Below are 14,002 nucleotides of genomic sequence, written 5' to 3'. Positions count from 1 at the left end.
GCGCGCGTCTGCTGACGAACGAGGTTCGACCGGTCGTCGCACGCCGCAGTCGGTGACCTCTACTCGACCTTCGACCCGTCGGGACGGAGGAGCCACCAGACGTCGCTGGCGCCGTGTCCTCTGGTGTGGGCTGGTTCCTCGTCCGAGGCGAAGTAGTACAGCGGCCAGCCGGCGGCGGCAACCTGCGTCGCGCCGTCCTCCCGCTCGAACGTCGTCAGGTCCGCGGCGACGTCGTCGCCCTTCGCCGGATCCCCGTCGACAGTCAGCGGCGGCCACCCGTCCGCGCAGTCGGCGCCGCAGGCGCTCTCCCCCTCACCCTGTGAGTCCCTGTCGTACATGTAGAGAGCCATGTCGTCGTTCCCGACGAGGATCTCCCCGTGTTCCTCGTGCGAGCGGACGGTGACAGCCGGTCCCGAGTCTGCTCCCGACCCCGCCCCGGAGTTCGACCCGGAACCTGTGTCCGAACCGGAGCCTGAGTCAGATCCAGCGTCAGATCCCGACCCCGACCCAGATCCGCTGTCTGAGTCCGATCCTGACCCGCCCTCTCCGATTCCCAGACACCCGGCGAGCGCGACTGTACTCCCCGCAATCCCCACGAACTTTCGCCGTGTAGTTGGCACGGCCTGACAGTCGGCCGAATTCCATTTCAGGATTTTCCCAACTCCGTCCGAAATCCGTCCCAACTCGTCGACTCACTGCGGGCCCTTCCGACCCATGATGGTCTTGCGGTACTACTTCTTCGTTGGATCCACTCTCCGAATGCGGTCCCAGATCAGGCCTCCTCTTCCGGAACCGTCCCGAGTATCTCCTCGACCACGTCCCAGTGGGCGTCGGCCTCGGCCGTGAAGACGTACACTGCCCCGTAGCCGTCCCCGGTCGGTTCGAGCACGTCGTGCTCCATCAGGACGTCGAGGTGGTGTCTGACGGTGGTGTAGTCGACGCCGAGCGACTCGGCGAGCTCGTTGGCGTTCTTCGGTCTCTCCTCGAGTTCCCGGACCAGTCGCGAACGCGTCGCTGCTCCGCGGGAACTGGCGAGCAACTGCCAGAGGACGCCGTCCATCGCCGGGCAGTTTCCCGGGGAGGTACGTAAACGCACTGGAGCCGCGACGGTTTTATGCAGTATATAATGCCTAAAATATAGGGCCAGAGACGACTTCGCGCCGGTTCAGGCCGGGTCGTACGCTTCGGCGAGCGCGTCGAGCGAGTCGTGGTGCTGACACGTGTGGGGTGCGGTCAGCGGCGAGACGCTCACCTTGCCGTCGACGACGGCCCGGCGGTCCGTTCCCTCGGGGTCGGGGATGTCCCCGTCGGCCATCCGCTCCCAGATACGGTCGTGGAGCGTGATCAGGTCGCCCTCCTTCTCGGCGCCCATCTCGTAGACGGTCGAGGGCTCGGTGACTGCCATCGGCGCGGGGCCCCACTCCGCGACGGGGGCGTTGACGTTCAGATAGTCACATCGCTCGAAGACCCCCGACTGGAGGGCGTTGTCGGCGAGGTAGCTCGTTACTCGCTGGGCCTCGGCGTAGCTCCCGGGGTCGGTCTCGACGTCGGAGAACGCGGTGTCCTCGCGGACGGGGATGTACATCGAGACGGCGATGGCCGGGACGTCGAAGAACGTCGCCTCGACGGCGGCGCTTACCGTCCCCGACCGGCCGAGGACGTACGACCCGAGGTTGGCTCCCTCGTTACACCCAGCCACGACCAGATCGGCGTCTGGGACGAGCGACTCGATCCCGGCGACGACGCAGTCGGCCGGGGTGCCCTCGATGGCGTAGCCCAGGTCGTACTCGTGGACCGTCACCTCGTGAGAGATGGCCCGGCCGACGGCGCTCTGGTCCGCCATCGGTGCGACGGCCGTCACGTCGCCGACTTCGGACAGGGCGTCGTAGAGGGCGCGAAACCCGACGCTCTCGATGCCGTCGTCGTTCGTCAGGAGGATCGACGGCTCCGTTCCTACCATGGTCCGCTGTGTGGGCGTGCCGACGAAAAGCCTGCCGGGTGGTCGAGCCGTGGCGAGGACCGCTCTCGTCGGAGCCCACGGACTCGGTGCCCGGGCCGGTCACGAGGCCGCGTCGACGACCGTCTCGCCGTCGACGACCACGTTGTAGGCCGCTTCGTCGTCGTTCCACAGCACCAGCGCGTTCTCGAAGAAGAGCAAGTCGCCGTAGTCGGCCCGCCGCAGGTCTGCGTTGAGCGTCGACTCGTCGGTGAGGACCGCGAAGTGGTCGGTCTCCTGGCTCCCGTCGCCGATCAGGAAGAGTGGATTGCCGCCCTCGGAGAGGTCGTTGCTGAGTTTGACCGCGACGAGGTTGACGCGCTCGGTGACGTGGTCCTCGGCGTCGGCCATCTTCGCCGCGAACTCCCTGCTCCCCTGGGCTTCGATGGCCCGCTCGCCGTCCCGGCGGAGGACGGAGTAGGCGTACTGCACGTCGACGTTGACGAACTCGCCGGGTTCGTGGTCCGGATCGGTCGCGGCCTCGTCGAGTCGACGCTGGAACTCCGGAACGGCGAGATCGGGCTCGACGTCGAACGACCAGGACTCGCCTTCGGGAGATTCGCCGTGCCAGAGCCTGACCGTGGGCGCGTACACCGTCGCCGGCCCGCGGTCCGCTACATCGCGCTCTATCTCCCGCAGTTCGATGGCCGTGTTCCGGTCTGCCGGGGCGAGCGCGACCAGCGAGCCGTCGGTCGCGAGCGCGTCGAGGTATCGTCGAACCACGGCCCCGGGGTCGGCCAGTTCGCTGAGGACGTTGCCGAACAGGATCAGGTCGAACCCGCCGTCCGTCCCGCCCTCGCTCCCGCTTCCGCTTTCGCTCGCACCTCCGCTCCCGTCCGCGTCCGCAGAGCCGGGCTCGAACGCCTCCGCAGTCTCCCGGTGGACCGTGGTCCGGACGTTCGGGCCGTAGCCCTCGAGCATCCGCTCGAGGACGTCCGCGGCGTCGCTCGGTTCGACCGCGTGGTAGTCGACGAGCGCGTCCTCCGGCAACAGGTCGAGGAGGCCGAGCGCGGGGCCACCGACGCCGGCGCCGACGTCGAGGACGCGGAGCGGCCGTTCGATCAGCCCGTCTCGGGCCAGGTCCGCGAGGACGTACTGGGTCGTCGCGTAGTAGTCTGGGAGGTGGTAAATCGCGTACCCCAGCGCCGTCAGTTCGTCGTAGGTGACGTCGACCTGCCGCAGGTAGCGGTCCTTGACCTGGCGGATCCGGTCCCGGAGGCGCTCGCCGCTTTCGCCGTCCGGCCAGTCGACGCCGAATTCCTCGACGAGCAGTTCCTCGAGCGTCGCGGCGTGGCGCTCCGGGAACGTCTCGACGCCGTGGAAGGCGACGGAGATGGGTTCCTCGGGCGCTGGCTCGAAGGTCCCGTCGTCGCGCTCGACGACGCCGAGGTCGAAGGCCTCCTCGCGGATGACCTGCCGGACGACGGCCGGATGTGGCTGGCCTTCGACGTACTCGGAGATCTCGTCGGGGTCGAGCGGGCGGACGTTGCGCAGGTATTTGGCGTTCGAGAGGACCTGCTCGCGCTGGTCAGGATTCATGAGAGGCGCTCGTAGAAGTCGACGAATCGGTCGGCGTCCGCGTCGGCGATCTCGGCGGCCGCGGTGGCGACGTCGTCGGCGCCGTCGAAGGCGGCCTGGATGTCCGCGTAGACGCGCCCCTCGCCGCCGGTCGTCTGCTCGACGAGGTCGAACAGGCCCGCGGAGACGGGCGTCTGGAAGTGGTCGGGGACGTCATCGGCGGCCGCCGCGAACGCGAGGACGGCCGTGTGCGCCCGCGCCTGGACGGTCTCCATCGCCTGGTCGTGTTCCTCGGGCGTCGTCTCGACGACGTCGTTTCCGCCGGCGGTCAGTCGCTCCCGGACGGTCTCGCTGACCTCGCCGCCGTTGTCCGTGACGACGGCGACGTTGCCCGGCGCTCGCTCCGGGGCGAAGAGGGGGTGGAGGCTCAGTCGCTCGCAGTCGGGCGCGTGCTCGTGCATCGCCGCCATCGGGTCGCGCATGCTGCCCGTCACGTCGCAGATAGCCCGCTCCGCCCGGGGAGCGTACGCTTCGATGGCGTCCGGCGCGGCCGGCATCGGGACGGCGACGCAGACGACGTCGAAGCGCTCGTCGCTCTCCGGATCGACGACGCGGCCACCGACGTCTTCGACGGCCGCCCGGGCGGCGTCCGGGTCGGTGTCGGCGAAGCCGACCTGGTCGTCCGCGGTGGCGACGCGCTCGGCGAACCACCGACCCATCGCGCCGGCACCCACCACGAGCAGTTTCATCGACCGCGGATAGCCCGTGCCCGTGCAAAAGCGGTTCGGTCCGGTCTATCGCGGCCCCGAATCGGGTTTCACGTGACCGGCGACGACGCCGCCGACCCGCACGCCCATTCACGGCTGACGATGGCTCCGTAGACGCACGTCGAACCGACCGAGGGGGCCGGAACTCCCCTTGTAAACGCTTATCAGGTCAGGTCGTGATCCCCGAGGCATGAAACGCGTCCGATTCCGCGACTCCGCCGGGAACGTCCGGGGCGGCCGGTGGACCGTCGAGGACGGCGAACCCGTCGTCACCGCGGCCGCGGGCCCCTACGGCCGCATCGCCTTCGGCGACGAGTCGTACTCGCCGGAGGAGGTCGAGGTGTTGCCCCCCTGCGAGCCCACGAAGATCGTCTGCGTCGGCCTCAACTACGCCGACCACGCCGAGGAGACGGGCAAGGACATCCCGGACCGGCCCATGCTCTTCCTGAAGCCGCCCAACACCGTCGCCAGCCACAACTCCACGGTGACGCTGCTGCCGGACAAGGAGCGCATCGACTTCGAGGCCGAACTGGGCGTCGTCATCGGCGAGCAGTGCAAGAACGTCACCGCGAAGGGCGCCGAGGACGTCATCGCGGGCTACACCTGCGTCAACGACCTCTCGAACCGTGACGACCAGCGCCAGGAGCAAAACTGGGTCCGCGGCAAGGCCTTCGACAACGCCTGTCCCATCGGCCCGCTCGTCGCGACCCCGGAGCACGTCCCCGAGGACGCCACCATCGAGTCCCGCGTCAACGGCGAGACCCGCCAGTCCTCCTCCCGCGACAACTTCATCTTCTCCATCCCGGAGCTCATCGAGGAGATAACGAGCTACATGACGCTCGAACCGGGCGACGTCATCTCGACGGGGACGCCCTCGGGCGTCGGCCCGCTGGAGAACGGCGACCGGGTCGAGATAGAGGTCGAGGGCGTCGGGACGCTCTCGCACACCGTTCGCATCCCCTGACCGTCGCTACGCGGTTCTTCTCCCGGAAAATTCCGTCGCGACCTCCGTTACAGTCCGAGTAGCGCGCCGGCGTCGAACAGCAGGAGGACCGAGACGAGCGACGCGGCGAGGAGGAACGGTCTGGCGTTCCGCGCCGGTTCTCTGATCTTCTGCTGTGCGAGTCCGTCCGAGAGCTTACTCGCGGCGATTTCGGTGAACGCCGCCAGCAGGAACCACAGCGCGACCATGACGAGGACGAGGTTGCCTCGCGTCGTGTTCAGTAGTGAGGAGCCGGTGTAAAACGTCGCGGCGAGGTGCCCGCCGGTCAGCAGGAGCAAGAGCGCACTCACCCGGGACACCTGTTTGAGTCGGTTCGACACCAGTTCCATCGGGGCGGGGTCGATGTCCCCGTCCATCGCCGTCGGCAGGACGGCGAGCGTGACGAACAGCACGCTCCCGGACCACAGGCCCGCGAAGAGCAGATGCACCCCGTACACGGCGGCTTCGACGAATCCCATAGCGATGATGGGGTAGCAGGTCCCTTGAAGCCCGGTGAAAGCCACCGCACTCACCCGCCTCCCGCGCTCGCGTGTGGACCGATCACGTCAGTTGGGCACGTTTAAGCCGCGCCGTCTGCTTGCCTCACCCATGCAACCACGCGACCTCTCCGCCCACACGGTGTACCGGGCGGGTCGCGGCGTCGACGAAGTCGCCCGCGAACTGGGGATGGACCCCGACGACCTCGTGAAACTCGCGTCGAACGAGAACATGTACGGCCCGAGCCCGGCCGCCGTCGAGGCGATCCGCGAGGGCGCCGACCGGATGCACTCCTATCCGAAGGCGTCCCACGCAGACCTGGTCGAGGCCATCGCGGAGCAGTGGTCCGTCGAAGGCGAGCAGGTGTGGCTCGGCAACGGCGGCGACGGCGTGCTCGACTACCTCGCTCGCGCGATGCTCGAACCGGGCGACGCCGTACTCGCGCCCGAACCGGGCTTCGCCTACTACCCGATGAGCGCCCGGTTCCACCACGGCACCGTCGGGACCTACAAGCTATCGAAGGCCGACGACTTCGCCCAGACGCCCGACGTCGTCCTGGATTCCTACGACGGCGAGCGCATCGTCTACGTCACGAGCCCGCACAATCCCACGGGGTCGGAGATGACCAACGAGGACGTCGTCGAACTGGCCGAACGCACCGACGAGGAGACGCTGATCCTCGTCGACGAGGCCTACGGCGAGTTCACCGAGAACCCGAGCGCCGCCGACTTGCTCGACGAACGCGACGACGTCGCCGTCCTCCGGACCTTCTCGAAGGTGTACGGGCTGGCCGGCGTCCGCCTCGGCTACGGGCTGGTCCCCGAGGCGTGGGCCGACGCCTACGCCCGGATCAACACACCGTTCGCCGCCAGCGAACTGGCCTGCCGCGCCGGACTCGCCGCGCTGGACGACGACGAGCACGTCGAGCGGACCGTCGAGACCGCTCGCTGGGCCCGGGAGTACTACCACGAGCACCTCGACGCGCCGACGTGGGACAGCGGCGGCAACTTCGTGCTCTGTGAAGTCGGCGACGCGACGGCCGTCGCGGACGCGGCTGAACGCGAGGGCGTCATCGTCCGCGACTGCACGAGTTTCGGCCTCCCCGAGTGCGTCCGCGTCACCTGCGGGACCCGCGAAGACGCCGAGACGGCCGTCGAGACGATAAACGAGGTGCTGGCCGAGTGAGAGTCGCCGTCACGGGGACGCCGGGAACCGGGAAGACGACGGCGACAGACCTGCTCGCATCGGACCCCGACTTCGACCTCGACGTCGTCCACCTCAATGACGTGATCAAGTCCGAGGGGTTCGACGAAGGCACCGACGAAGACCGGGGGAGTGTCATCGCGGACCTCGACGCCGTCGCCGGATGGCTGGAGGGTCGCGACGACCTTCTCTTCGAATCCCATCTGGCCCACAACTTCGAGGCCGACCGCGTGGTCGTGCTCCGGGCCCATCCCGACACCGTGGTCGAGCGGCTCCGGGAGCGCGGCGACGGCGACGCGAAGGCCTACGAAAATGCCGAGAGCGAAGCGCTCGACGTGGTCCTCTCCGAGGCCGTCGAGACCCACGGGCTCGACAGCGTCTACGAGATAGACACGACGGAGCAGTCGCCCGAGGACGTCGCCGCGGCGATAGCGGCAGTCGTCGCCGGCGAGCGCGAACCGAGCGCGGGCGAGGTCACGTACATCGAGTGGCTATGACGCTGGACAAATACCGGGACCTGGCCGACAGGATGCTCGGGCCGTTCGTCGGCGGCGCCAAGCGCCTCGGTATCTCGCCGGACGGCGTGAGCGTCGTCGCCTTCGTCGCCGCCGCGGCGGCCGCCGTCGTCTTCTACCTGGCGGGCTCCGATCCAGTCCTCTACCTGGCCGGCGCGGTGCTCGTCTTCGTCAACGGCTGGCTCGACCTGGTCGACGGCGCGCTCGCGCGGGAGCTGGACGTCAGCTCCCGGGCTGGCGACCTGCTCGACCACGTCCTCGACCGCTACGCCGACATCGTCCTCCTGGTGGGGCTCGCGGCCGGCATCGGTCGGTACGACATCGGCCTCGCCGCGGTCACTGGCGTCCTGATGACCTCGTACCTCGGAACCCAGGCTCAGGCCGTCGGCCTCGACCGCGTCTACGGCGGCCTCGTCGGCCGCGCGGACCGGCTCGCCCTCATCGGCATTACGGCCGGCGTCGCCGCGTTCTACACCGACGCCGTCGCCGGACTCACGATCGTCGGCTGGCTGCTGGTCGCCCTCGCGCTCGTGGGCCACCTCACTGCGCTCCAGCGCTTTTACTACTCGATGCGCGCGCTCTCCTGACGGTGCGTGCGATTTATGCCGGGGCGTGTCGAAGCGACGGACATGGTTCAGTGTGAGATGTGCGGGAAAGACGTCGGGAGTCCGAACCGCGTGAAGATCGAGGGCGCGGAACTCGACGTGTGCGACGACTGCACGGAGTTCGGCACCGAGATTCGGACCGAGGACTCCGCGTCGAGCACGTCCACCAAGTATTCGACCAGTAGCTCGTCGGGGTCCTCCGGGTCCTCCTCGAGCAGCGGGAGCGGGTCCAGCGGGTCCTCGGGAAGCTCCGGTGGGGGACGCCGCCGCGACATGTTCGACCAGATGGACGAACTCGCCCAGGACTACGACGAGCGCATCCGCAACGCTCGCGAGAACACGGACATGAGTCAGGAGGACCTGGCCAACGAACTCAACGAGAAGGCGAGCCTCATCCGGAAACTCGAACGCGGCGACACACTCCCGAGCGACGACGTCCAGAAGAAACTCGAAAGTTCGCTCGATATCACGCTCACGGCCGGGTCGAGCGACGCCGACGAGGAATGGGAAGGGGGGTCGAGCAGCGGAAGTTACACGCTCGGTGACGTCGTCAAGCGAAAAGACTGAGCGGTTTGACCGTAGGGAGAACGGTGGTTGTACGAACGGGGAACGAGGTGGCCCGTATTCTCAGGCGGTCGTCTGCGCTCGCTCCGTCGCAGTGACTGTTCCTGCTCTGTCCAGCGTGATGGATAAGGTCTCGTTCTCCCGAGTTACGTCCACCCGTAGACGGAGCGGATCCGTACATAGCACCGTCTCGCTATGGGGTTTGCAAAATTCCAGCGTCCAGAACGGGACGGTCCGGACGTCGACGCCGCGTTCGTAGAAGAAACTCGTCACGGCTGGGTGACTGACGAGATACATCCCGACCGGAATTCCGTGCTGGAACCCACAGCGGTGGCAGTGACCGTGATAGTGGTAATGCTCGCTCCGAGCGCCGCCCAACTCTATCTCTCCGTCTACGCGTCCGTGGCACTCCGAACAGATGTTTTGACGGAGGAGTGCACCCCACCGGTTTTCCAGGAACGCGATTCGCTCGATCAACTCGTCTTCCGGGTGTGATTCTAGGAGGCTCGGCGGGACCGACAGGGGGATTGCGTGTTCGTCCCTTCCACACGTAAGTCGAAGTATCCCGTCTTCGTAGTGGAGCTGCAACGAATCCTCACAGTGGTAACACGCTCCTGGTGCGTCGATCGGACCCCACGTCCGCTCTGGGTCGAGGGCGCCCGAGGAAACCGCCGAGACGACCCCCATACCGATGCGGGAGATCATGTATCCCGTCGGCTCTTTCACGACGAGGTCGCCCAACTGTTCGAGGTGGTAGTTGAAGTTGCCGTTGTCCCGGATCCCGACCGCCTCCTGGAGTTCCGTATATTCCAGCCACGGATCGGTCGGTTCCTCGCTGTAGGCATCCGCGAGCGCTCGAAGAATTCCCATCCGAGTAGAATCACTCACCAGGTCGAACACCCTGGTCGGGTCCGGTTCTTCCCCCTCCATCGTTCGGAGATGCGGTGCCTTGATGGTAAACGTTCGTGTCAAATTGCTTTGAGTAATTCGGTACTCCGAACGAATACATTCCCCGCAGAACGAGCTTCGAACGTAATCAGCGATGGTCATCGAACCGATGCGTACTGGTCCAAGTGCAGTGTCTCGTAATTATTCAACGCCGGTCGAACACCGACTCTGCCCATTGGGTATCGCCGGGAAACAGGGCGCATGAACGAGAGAAAACGACAGCGCCTCGTCGACAAGGTCAGACGGCCGTCGGGGACCATCGGTGAAGAAATCCCCGACGAGATCACCATCCAGGGTGCGACGATCGACCTGAACGAGTTCGTGTTCGAATGCGAACGGCTCGATACCGTTCCCGAGAGCGAGCGCGAGCGTATCGACGAAATGAAAACGAAACTCCAGCGCGAACGGCTCGAGCGAAAACACCGGATCGCTCGCGACGAGATTTCGTGCGAAGAAGGCGAACGACTCGTGCGGAGCATCTACGGTATCGACCGCGCGCTGAACGCACTCGACGGGCTGGATTCCCCAGGCATCGAGGAGGAGTTACGACAGAAAAAGCTCGAGGACGCGAGAGAACTCCTCTCGCTTATTAGATAGCGGCGATTGCGAACGAGCCTCCTCCACTTACTCGGCACTGCTACCGTCCTCCAGGTTCCCGAGATTCACAACACGAGTTCGCGTTCTTCGAGATCTAGTTCCGCGGCGAGTTCGTCGACGGTCTCCTGCAGGTCGCTGATCTCCCCGTGGAGTTCCCGGTATCGTTCGCTCTGGCTCAGTTCCGCCCGTGAGCGCTCGACGCGCAGGACATTCCGGGTGAGTTTCTTGCGCGTGAGTCGCTGCAGCGCGTCGGTGTACTCGGTGACTGCCAGCAGGCGGTCGACGACGTCGAGGGCCTCCTCGCGCGTGACGGGCTTGACGAGGTAGTCGTCGACGCCGAGGCCGATGACGTCGAAGTCCGGCGCCGCGTCGGTCACCAGGGCGACGCGGCAGTCGACGTCGCTGTCCTCGATAGCGGCGACCACTTCGTGCCCCGAGACTCCCGCCAGCCGGCGGTCGACGACGGCGACGTCGACGTCACTGGTGAGACGTTCGATCCCCTCTTCGCCGGTGTAGGCGGTGACGACGGCGTACTCGTCGCCGAGGTAGTCGGCGTAGAGGTCGGCCAGGTGTCGCTCGTCCTCGATGACGAGGACCGTCGCGTCAGACGTCGCGTCCCCTGTCACGTGTATTCGTCTGGATATCTCCTGCTATGCACCTTAACCGTCACTGTCCACTCACCGTTCGAAAACCGGGTGCATCGGGCTGGCCGTTTACGGAGGACGCAACATATATGCGGCCCCCGGGTGGTGTTCCGATATGTTCGTACTCGTCAACCTGAAAGCGTATCCGTGCGACCCGGTGGCCGTCGCCGAGGCCGCACAGGACGTGAGCGAGGAAACCGGCGTCCGCGTCGCGATCGCACCCCAGGCAGCCCACCTCTCCGCCGTGGCCGACACCGGCGTCGAGACGTGGGCCCAGCACGTCAGTCCGGTCGAACACGGCAGTCACACCGGCAGCACGCTCGCCGAGGCCGCCGCCGACGCGGGCGCGACCGGCACGCTGATCAACCACTCCGAGAACCGACTCAAGCTCGCGGACGTCGACGGCTCCATCGACGCGGCCGACCGCGCCGACCTGGAGACCATCGTCTGCGCCAACAACCCCGACCAGATCGGTGCCGCGGCCGCGCTCGGCCCGGACTCGGTCGCCGTCGAACCGCCGGAACTCATCGGCACCGGCACGCCCGTCAGCAAGGCGGACCCCGACATCGTGACGGACGCCGTCGAGGCCGCCGCGGCCGTCGACGAGTCCGTCGACGTGCTCTGTGGCGCCGGCATCTCGACCGGCGACGACGTCGTCTCGGCGCAGGACCTGGGCGCGACGGGCGTCCTGCTCGCCAGCGGCGTCGCGAAGGCCGACGACCCACGCGCGGCCCTCGAAGATCTGGTCGAACCGCTGGCCTGATCAGTCCAGCGAAACGGTCTGGGTGACCGTGAACTGGGTCTCTTGTCCCTCGATATACGCCAGGTAGGTTCCGGCGGGAACGACCCAGTCACCACGGCCCCGGACGTCACCGCCGACGACGGCCAGTCGGTCTAGGGGCACGTCCAGCGTCACGGTTTGCCGTTCGCCCGGCGCTATCGTCTTCCGTTCGAACGGGCCAACGCGAATCCACGGTTTCGTCGTCGGGTCGGAGCCGTTACGGTAGATCAGCGCACCGGCCAGGTGGTCGCCCGGACGGTCGCCCTCGTTCTCTACGTCGTACGCTATTCGGACGGTGTCCGTCTCCGCCGGGTCGACCTGGCTGGGCTCGACGGCCGGCACCGTCAGGTCGAACTCGGTATAGGTCTCTCCGTGGCCGATCGGGAAGCGATCGGCGTCGCCCGGCGTGATCTGTCGGACCGTACTCGCGACGGGGACGTCGCCCGTCGAATCTGGCCAGTAGAACGGGAGCCGCCCCCCGGGGTTGACGTCACCGAAGAGCGTGCGCGCGACCGCTGGCCCGCCCTCGCTGCCCGGGTAGTACGCCATCAGCGCCGCGTCGAGGGCGTCGAACGCACGGTCGCCGCCCCGAGGTCGGCCGGCGACGAGGACGCCCACGGTCGGCGCTGCTGCCTCAGCGACGACGGAGAGCAACTCTCGCTGTCCCTGCGGAAGCGCGAGCGACTCGACGTCGCCGTCCGTCTCGGCGTACGCCCCTTCGCCCAGGACCGCGACGACGACGTCGGCGGCCGCCGCCGCGTCGGCGACGGCGTCGTGTTCGGAGAAGGCCCCCCGGTCGGTCGGGACGTGCTCGACGCTCGTGTCGGGCGGAGCCCGTTCCCGGATTCCCTCGAGTATCGTCGTCGTCGGTGGCGTCGTCTCCGTGGCGAGCCCCTGCCAGCCGAGGGTCCAGCCGCCGTGCTGGGACTTCGGATCGTCCGCGTTCGGCCCCGTCACCAGCACCGTGTCGGGGCCGTCGAACGGGAGGACGTCGTCGTTCGTCAGCAGGGTCATCGACTGCTCGGCGGTTTCGCGCGCGAGTTCGAAGTCCCCCTGGGTCACGACGCGGTCCGTGACGGCGTTGGTATCGACCGTCGGGTCCTCCAGGAGGCCGAGCCGTTTCTTCAGTCGGAGGATCCGGTAGACGGCGTCGTCGACGCGGGCTTCGGGAATCTCGCCGTCCTGGACGTGTGTCTCGACTGCGTCGACGAACTGACCGGGGCTCTCGGCCGCCATGTACATGTCCACGCCGGCGTTGACGACGACTTTCACCCCCTCCTCGAACTGTCCGTGCCCGAGGAACGCGTGTTCGCTGATGAGGTTCCGGATGTCGGCCCAGTCCGACACCACCACCCCCTCGAACCCCATCTGCTTCCGGAGGACCGTCCGCAGCAGCCACTCGGACGCGTGGACCGGCGTCCCGTTGACGGCGCCGCTGTTGGCCATGACCGTCTCCGCTCCCGCTTCGACGCCCGCCTCGAACGGCGGGAACACTTTCTCGCGGAGGTCGCGGAGCGGGATGCGCGCGTCGTCCCGGTCGTTGCCCGCGTCGGGCATCGAGTAGCCCGCGAAGTGTTTGACCGACGACGCGACCGTCGCCGTTCCGTCGCCGCTCGACTCCAGTCCCTCGACCGCTGCGGAGACGAAGGACGAGACGGCGCTGGGGCTCTCGTGAAAGCCCTCGTAGTACCGCCCCCAGCGCGGGTCGTACAGGACGTCGGCGACCGGCGAGAAGTTCCACTGGAACCCCATCGCGCGGAGCGACCGACTGGTGACCGCCGCACGTTTCCGGACCAGGTCGGGCCGCCACGTCGCGCCCATCCCGACGTTGTGGGGGAAGACGACGGCTGCTTCGTTGGTGGCGTTCCCGTGGACCGCGTCGATTCCCGCGACCATTCCCAGCCCGTGGTCAGTCTCTGTCGTCGCGATTTGCTGGTACTCGTTTAGCTTCGACGCGACTGCTTCCGGGTCGAACGAGCCTGGATTCGCTCCGCCGTAGAGTATCCCGCCGATGCCGGGGTCTGCCACGACGTCGCGTGCCCGGTCCTCCGACACCTGTGCGTCGAGCGCGAGGAACGTCATCTGGCCGGCCTTCTCGCGGATCGAGAGGTCCTCGACCCTTCGTCGGAGCGCTTCGTCCTCCGTCGATCCGGTTCCGTCAGGACCAGACGTTGCGGATCCGGTCGTCGTGTCGGTAGCCTGGTCTCCGCCGAACTCGAGGTCCGAGCACCCCGCCAGGAGGAGGGGCGCCGCGGAGCCACTGGCCCGGAGGAGGCGTCGGCGCGTCAGTTCAGGGGAACCGCTCCTGCCTCGGTCTGCCATATGTCACATGACAACTCTTCGGATATAATATCTTGGCAATACGAGAAACTAACTCGGCCGCG

16 protein-coding genes are annotated in these 14,002 nt (G+C 67.3%); 7 read left to right on the top strand and 9 right to left on the bottom strand.

The genetic code is table 11. From position 1 onward, the window contains the following. Nucleotides 1–59 precede the first annotated feature (59 nt). The 5 genes from BM337_RS21775 to BM337_RS15200 all read right to left on the bottom strand — a co-directional run bounded on the left by BM337_RS21775 (nucleotide 60) and on the right by BM337_RS15200 (nucleotide 4,263). Nucleotides 60–596: a COG4315 family predicted lipoprotein gene (locus BM337_RS21775; RefSeq protein ID WP_281244915.1), complete on the bottom strand. Its 537-nt coding sequence runs from the start codon at nucleotides 594–596 to the stop codon at nucleotides 60–62. Between the two features lie 176 nt (nucleotides 597–772). Beyond that, complete coding sequence (locus tag BM337_RS15215) at nucleotides 773–1,060, bottom strand: winged helix-turn-helix domain-containing protein (protein WP_089817497.1); 288 nt, start codon at nucleotides 1,058–1,060, stop codon at nucleotides 773–775. A gap of 105 nt (nucleotides 1,061–1,165) precedes the next feature. Continuing rightward, a complete protein-coding gene (surE, locus tag BM337_RS15210) occupies nucleotides 1,166–1,960 on the bottom strand; it encodes a 5'/3'-nucleotidase SurE (protein WP_089817496.1) in 795 nt (264 codons plus the stop codon). Nucleotides 1,961–2,059: 99 nt separating this feature from the next. Then, complete coding sequence (locus BM337_RS15205) at nucleotides 2,060–3,535, bottom strand: small ribosomal subunit Rsm22 family protein (RefSeq protein ID WP_089817495.1); 1,476 nt, start codon at nucleotides 3,533–3,535, stop codon at nucleotides 2,060–2,062. Next, nucleotides 3,532–4,263, bottom strand: coding sequence for an NAD(P)-binding domain-containing protein (locus tag BM337_RS15200; RefSeq protein ID WP_089817494.1), 732 nt, complete (start codon nucleotides 4,261–4,263; stop codon nucleotides 3,532–3,534). Before BM337_RS15200 ends, BM337_RS15205 begins: the two co-directional genes overlap by 4 nt. Nucleotides 4,264–4,471: 208 nt before the next feature. On the opposite strand from BM337_RS15200, the gene BM337_RS15195 reads away from it, so the two are divergent. Continuing rightward, nucleotides 4,472–5,245, top strand: a complete 774-nt coding sequence (locus BM337_RS15195; RefSeq protein ID WP_089817493.1) for a fumarylacetoacetate hydrolase family protein — start codon at nucleotides 4,472–4,474, stop codon at nucleotides 5,243–5,245. 47 nt (nucleotides 5,246–5,292) lie between these two features. On the opposite strand, the gene BM337_RS15190 is transcribed toward BM337_RS15195, so the two are convergent. After that, a complete protein-coding gene (locus tag BM337_RS15190) occupies nucleotides 5,293–5,742 on the bottom strand; it encodes a CopD family protein (RefSeq protein WP_089817492.1) in 450 nt (149 codons plus the stop codon). 130 nt (nucleotides 5,743–5,872) lie between these two features. Between BM337_RS15190 and hisC the strand changes: the two genes are divergently transcribed. From hisC to BM337_RS15170, 4 genes are read left to right on the top strand one after another with little or no spacing between them, the layout of a single operon-like run. Further along, nucleotides 5,873–6,946, top strand: coding sequence for a histidinol-phosphate transaminase (gene hisC, locus BM337_RS15185; RefSeq protein WP_089817491.1), 1,074 nt, complete (start codon nucleotides 5,873–5,875; stop codon nucleotides 6,944–6,946). After that, nucleotides 6,943–7,461, top strand: coding sequence for an adenylate kinase family protein (locus BM337_RS15180; protein WP_089817490.1), 519 nt, complete (start codon nucleotides 6,943–6,945; stop codon nucleotides 7,459–7,461). The genes hisC and BM337_RS15180 overlap by 4 nt, the downstream gene beginning before the upstream one ends. Continuing rightward, nucleotides 7,458–8,066, top strand: a complete 609-nt coding sequence (locus tag BM337_RS15175) for a CDP-alcohol phosphatidyltransferase family protein (RefSeq protein WP_089817489.1) — start codon at nucleotides 7,458–7,460, stop codon at nucleotides 8,064–8,066. The genes BM337_RS15180 and BM337_RS15175 overlap by 4 nt, the downstream gene beginning before the upstream one ends. A gap of 42 nt (nucleotides 8,067–8,108) precedes the next feature. Then, on the top strand, nucleotides 8,109–8,651 hold the full coding sequence (locus BM337_RS15170; RefSeq protein ID WP_089817488.1) for a multiprotein bridging factor aMBF1: 543 nt from the start codon (nucleotides 8,109–8,111) through the stop codon (nucleotides 8,649–8,651). A 60-nt stretch (nucleotides 8,652–8,711) separates the two neighbouring features. Here the strand turns inward: BM337_RS15170 and BM337_RS15165 are convergent, their stop codons facing one another. Next, nucleotides 8,712–9,548, bottom strand: a complete 837-nt coding sequence (locus BM337_RS15165; RefSeq protein WP_245778683.1) for a winged helix-turn-helix domain-containing protein — start codon at nucleotides 9,546–9,548, stop codon at nucleotides 8,712–8,714. 249 nt (nucleotides 9,549–9,797) lie between these two features. On the opposite strand from BM337_RS15165, the gene BM337_RS15160 reads away from it, so the two are divergent. Next, nucleotides 9,798–10,193 (top strand): DUF5788 family protein, encoded by a 396-nt coding sequence (locus BM337_RS15160; protein ID WP_089817486.1) that lies wholly within the window; start codon nucleotides 9,798–9,800, stop codon nucleotides 10,191–10,193. 65 nt (nucleotides 10,194–10,258) lie between these two features. Here the strand turns inward: BM337_RS15160 and BM337_RS15155 are convergent, their stop codons facing one another. Further along, entirely contained in the window at nucleotides 10,259–10,819 is a 561-nt protein-coding gene (locus tag BM337_RS15155; RefSeq protein ID WP_177227558.1) for a response regulator, read from the bottom strand. Nucleotides 10,820–10,952: 133 nt separating this feature from the next. On the opposite strand from BM337_RS15155, the gene tpiA reads away from it, so the two are divergent. Further along, nucleotides 10,953–11,600: a triose-phosphate isomerase gene (tpiA, locus tag BM337_RS15150; protein WP_089817484.1), complete on the top strand. Its 648-nt coding sequence runs from the start codon at nucleotides 10,953–10,955 to the stop codon at nucleotides 11,598–11,600. On the opposite strand, the gene BM337_RS15145 is transcribed toward tpiA, so the two are convergent. Continuing rightward, nucleotides 11,601–13,940: a glycoside hydrolase family 3 protein gene (locus BM337_RS15145; protein WP_089817483.1), complete on the bottom strand. Its 2,340-nt coding sequence runs from the start codon at nucleotides 13,938–13,940 to the stop codon at nucleotides 11,601–11,603. It lies immediately after the preceding gene. Between the last annotated feature and the right edge of the window lie 62 nt (nucleotides 13,941–14,002).

The sequence above is a fragment of the Halomicrobium zhouii genome (assembly GCF_900114435.1).
GTDB lineage: Archaea > Halobacteriota > Halobacteria > Halobacteriales > Haloarculaceae > Halomicrobium > Halomicrobium zhouii.
Note: the sequence above shows the minus strand (reverse complement) of the source record. Positions and strands in the feature narration are given on the sequence as shown.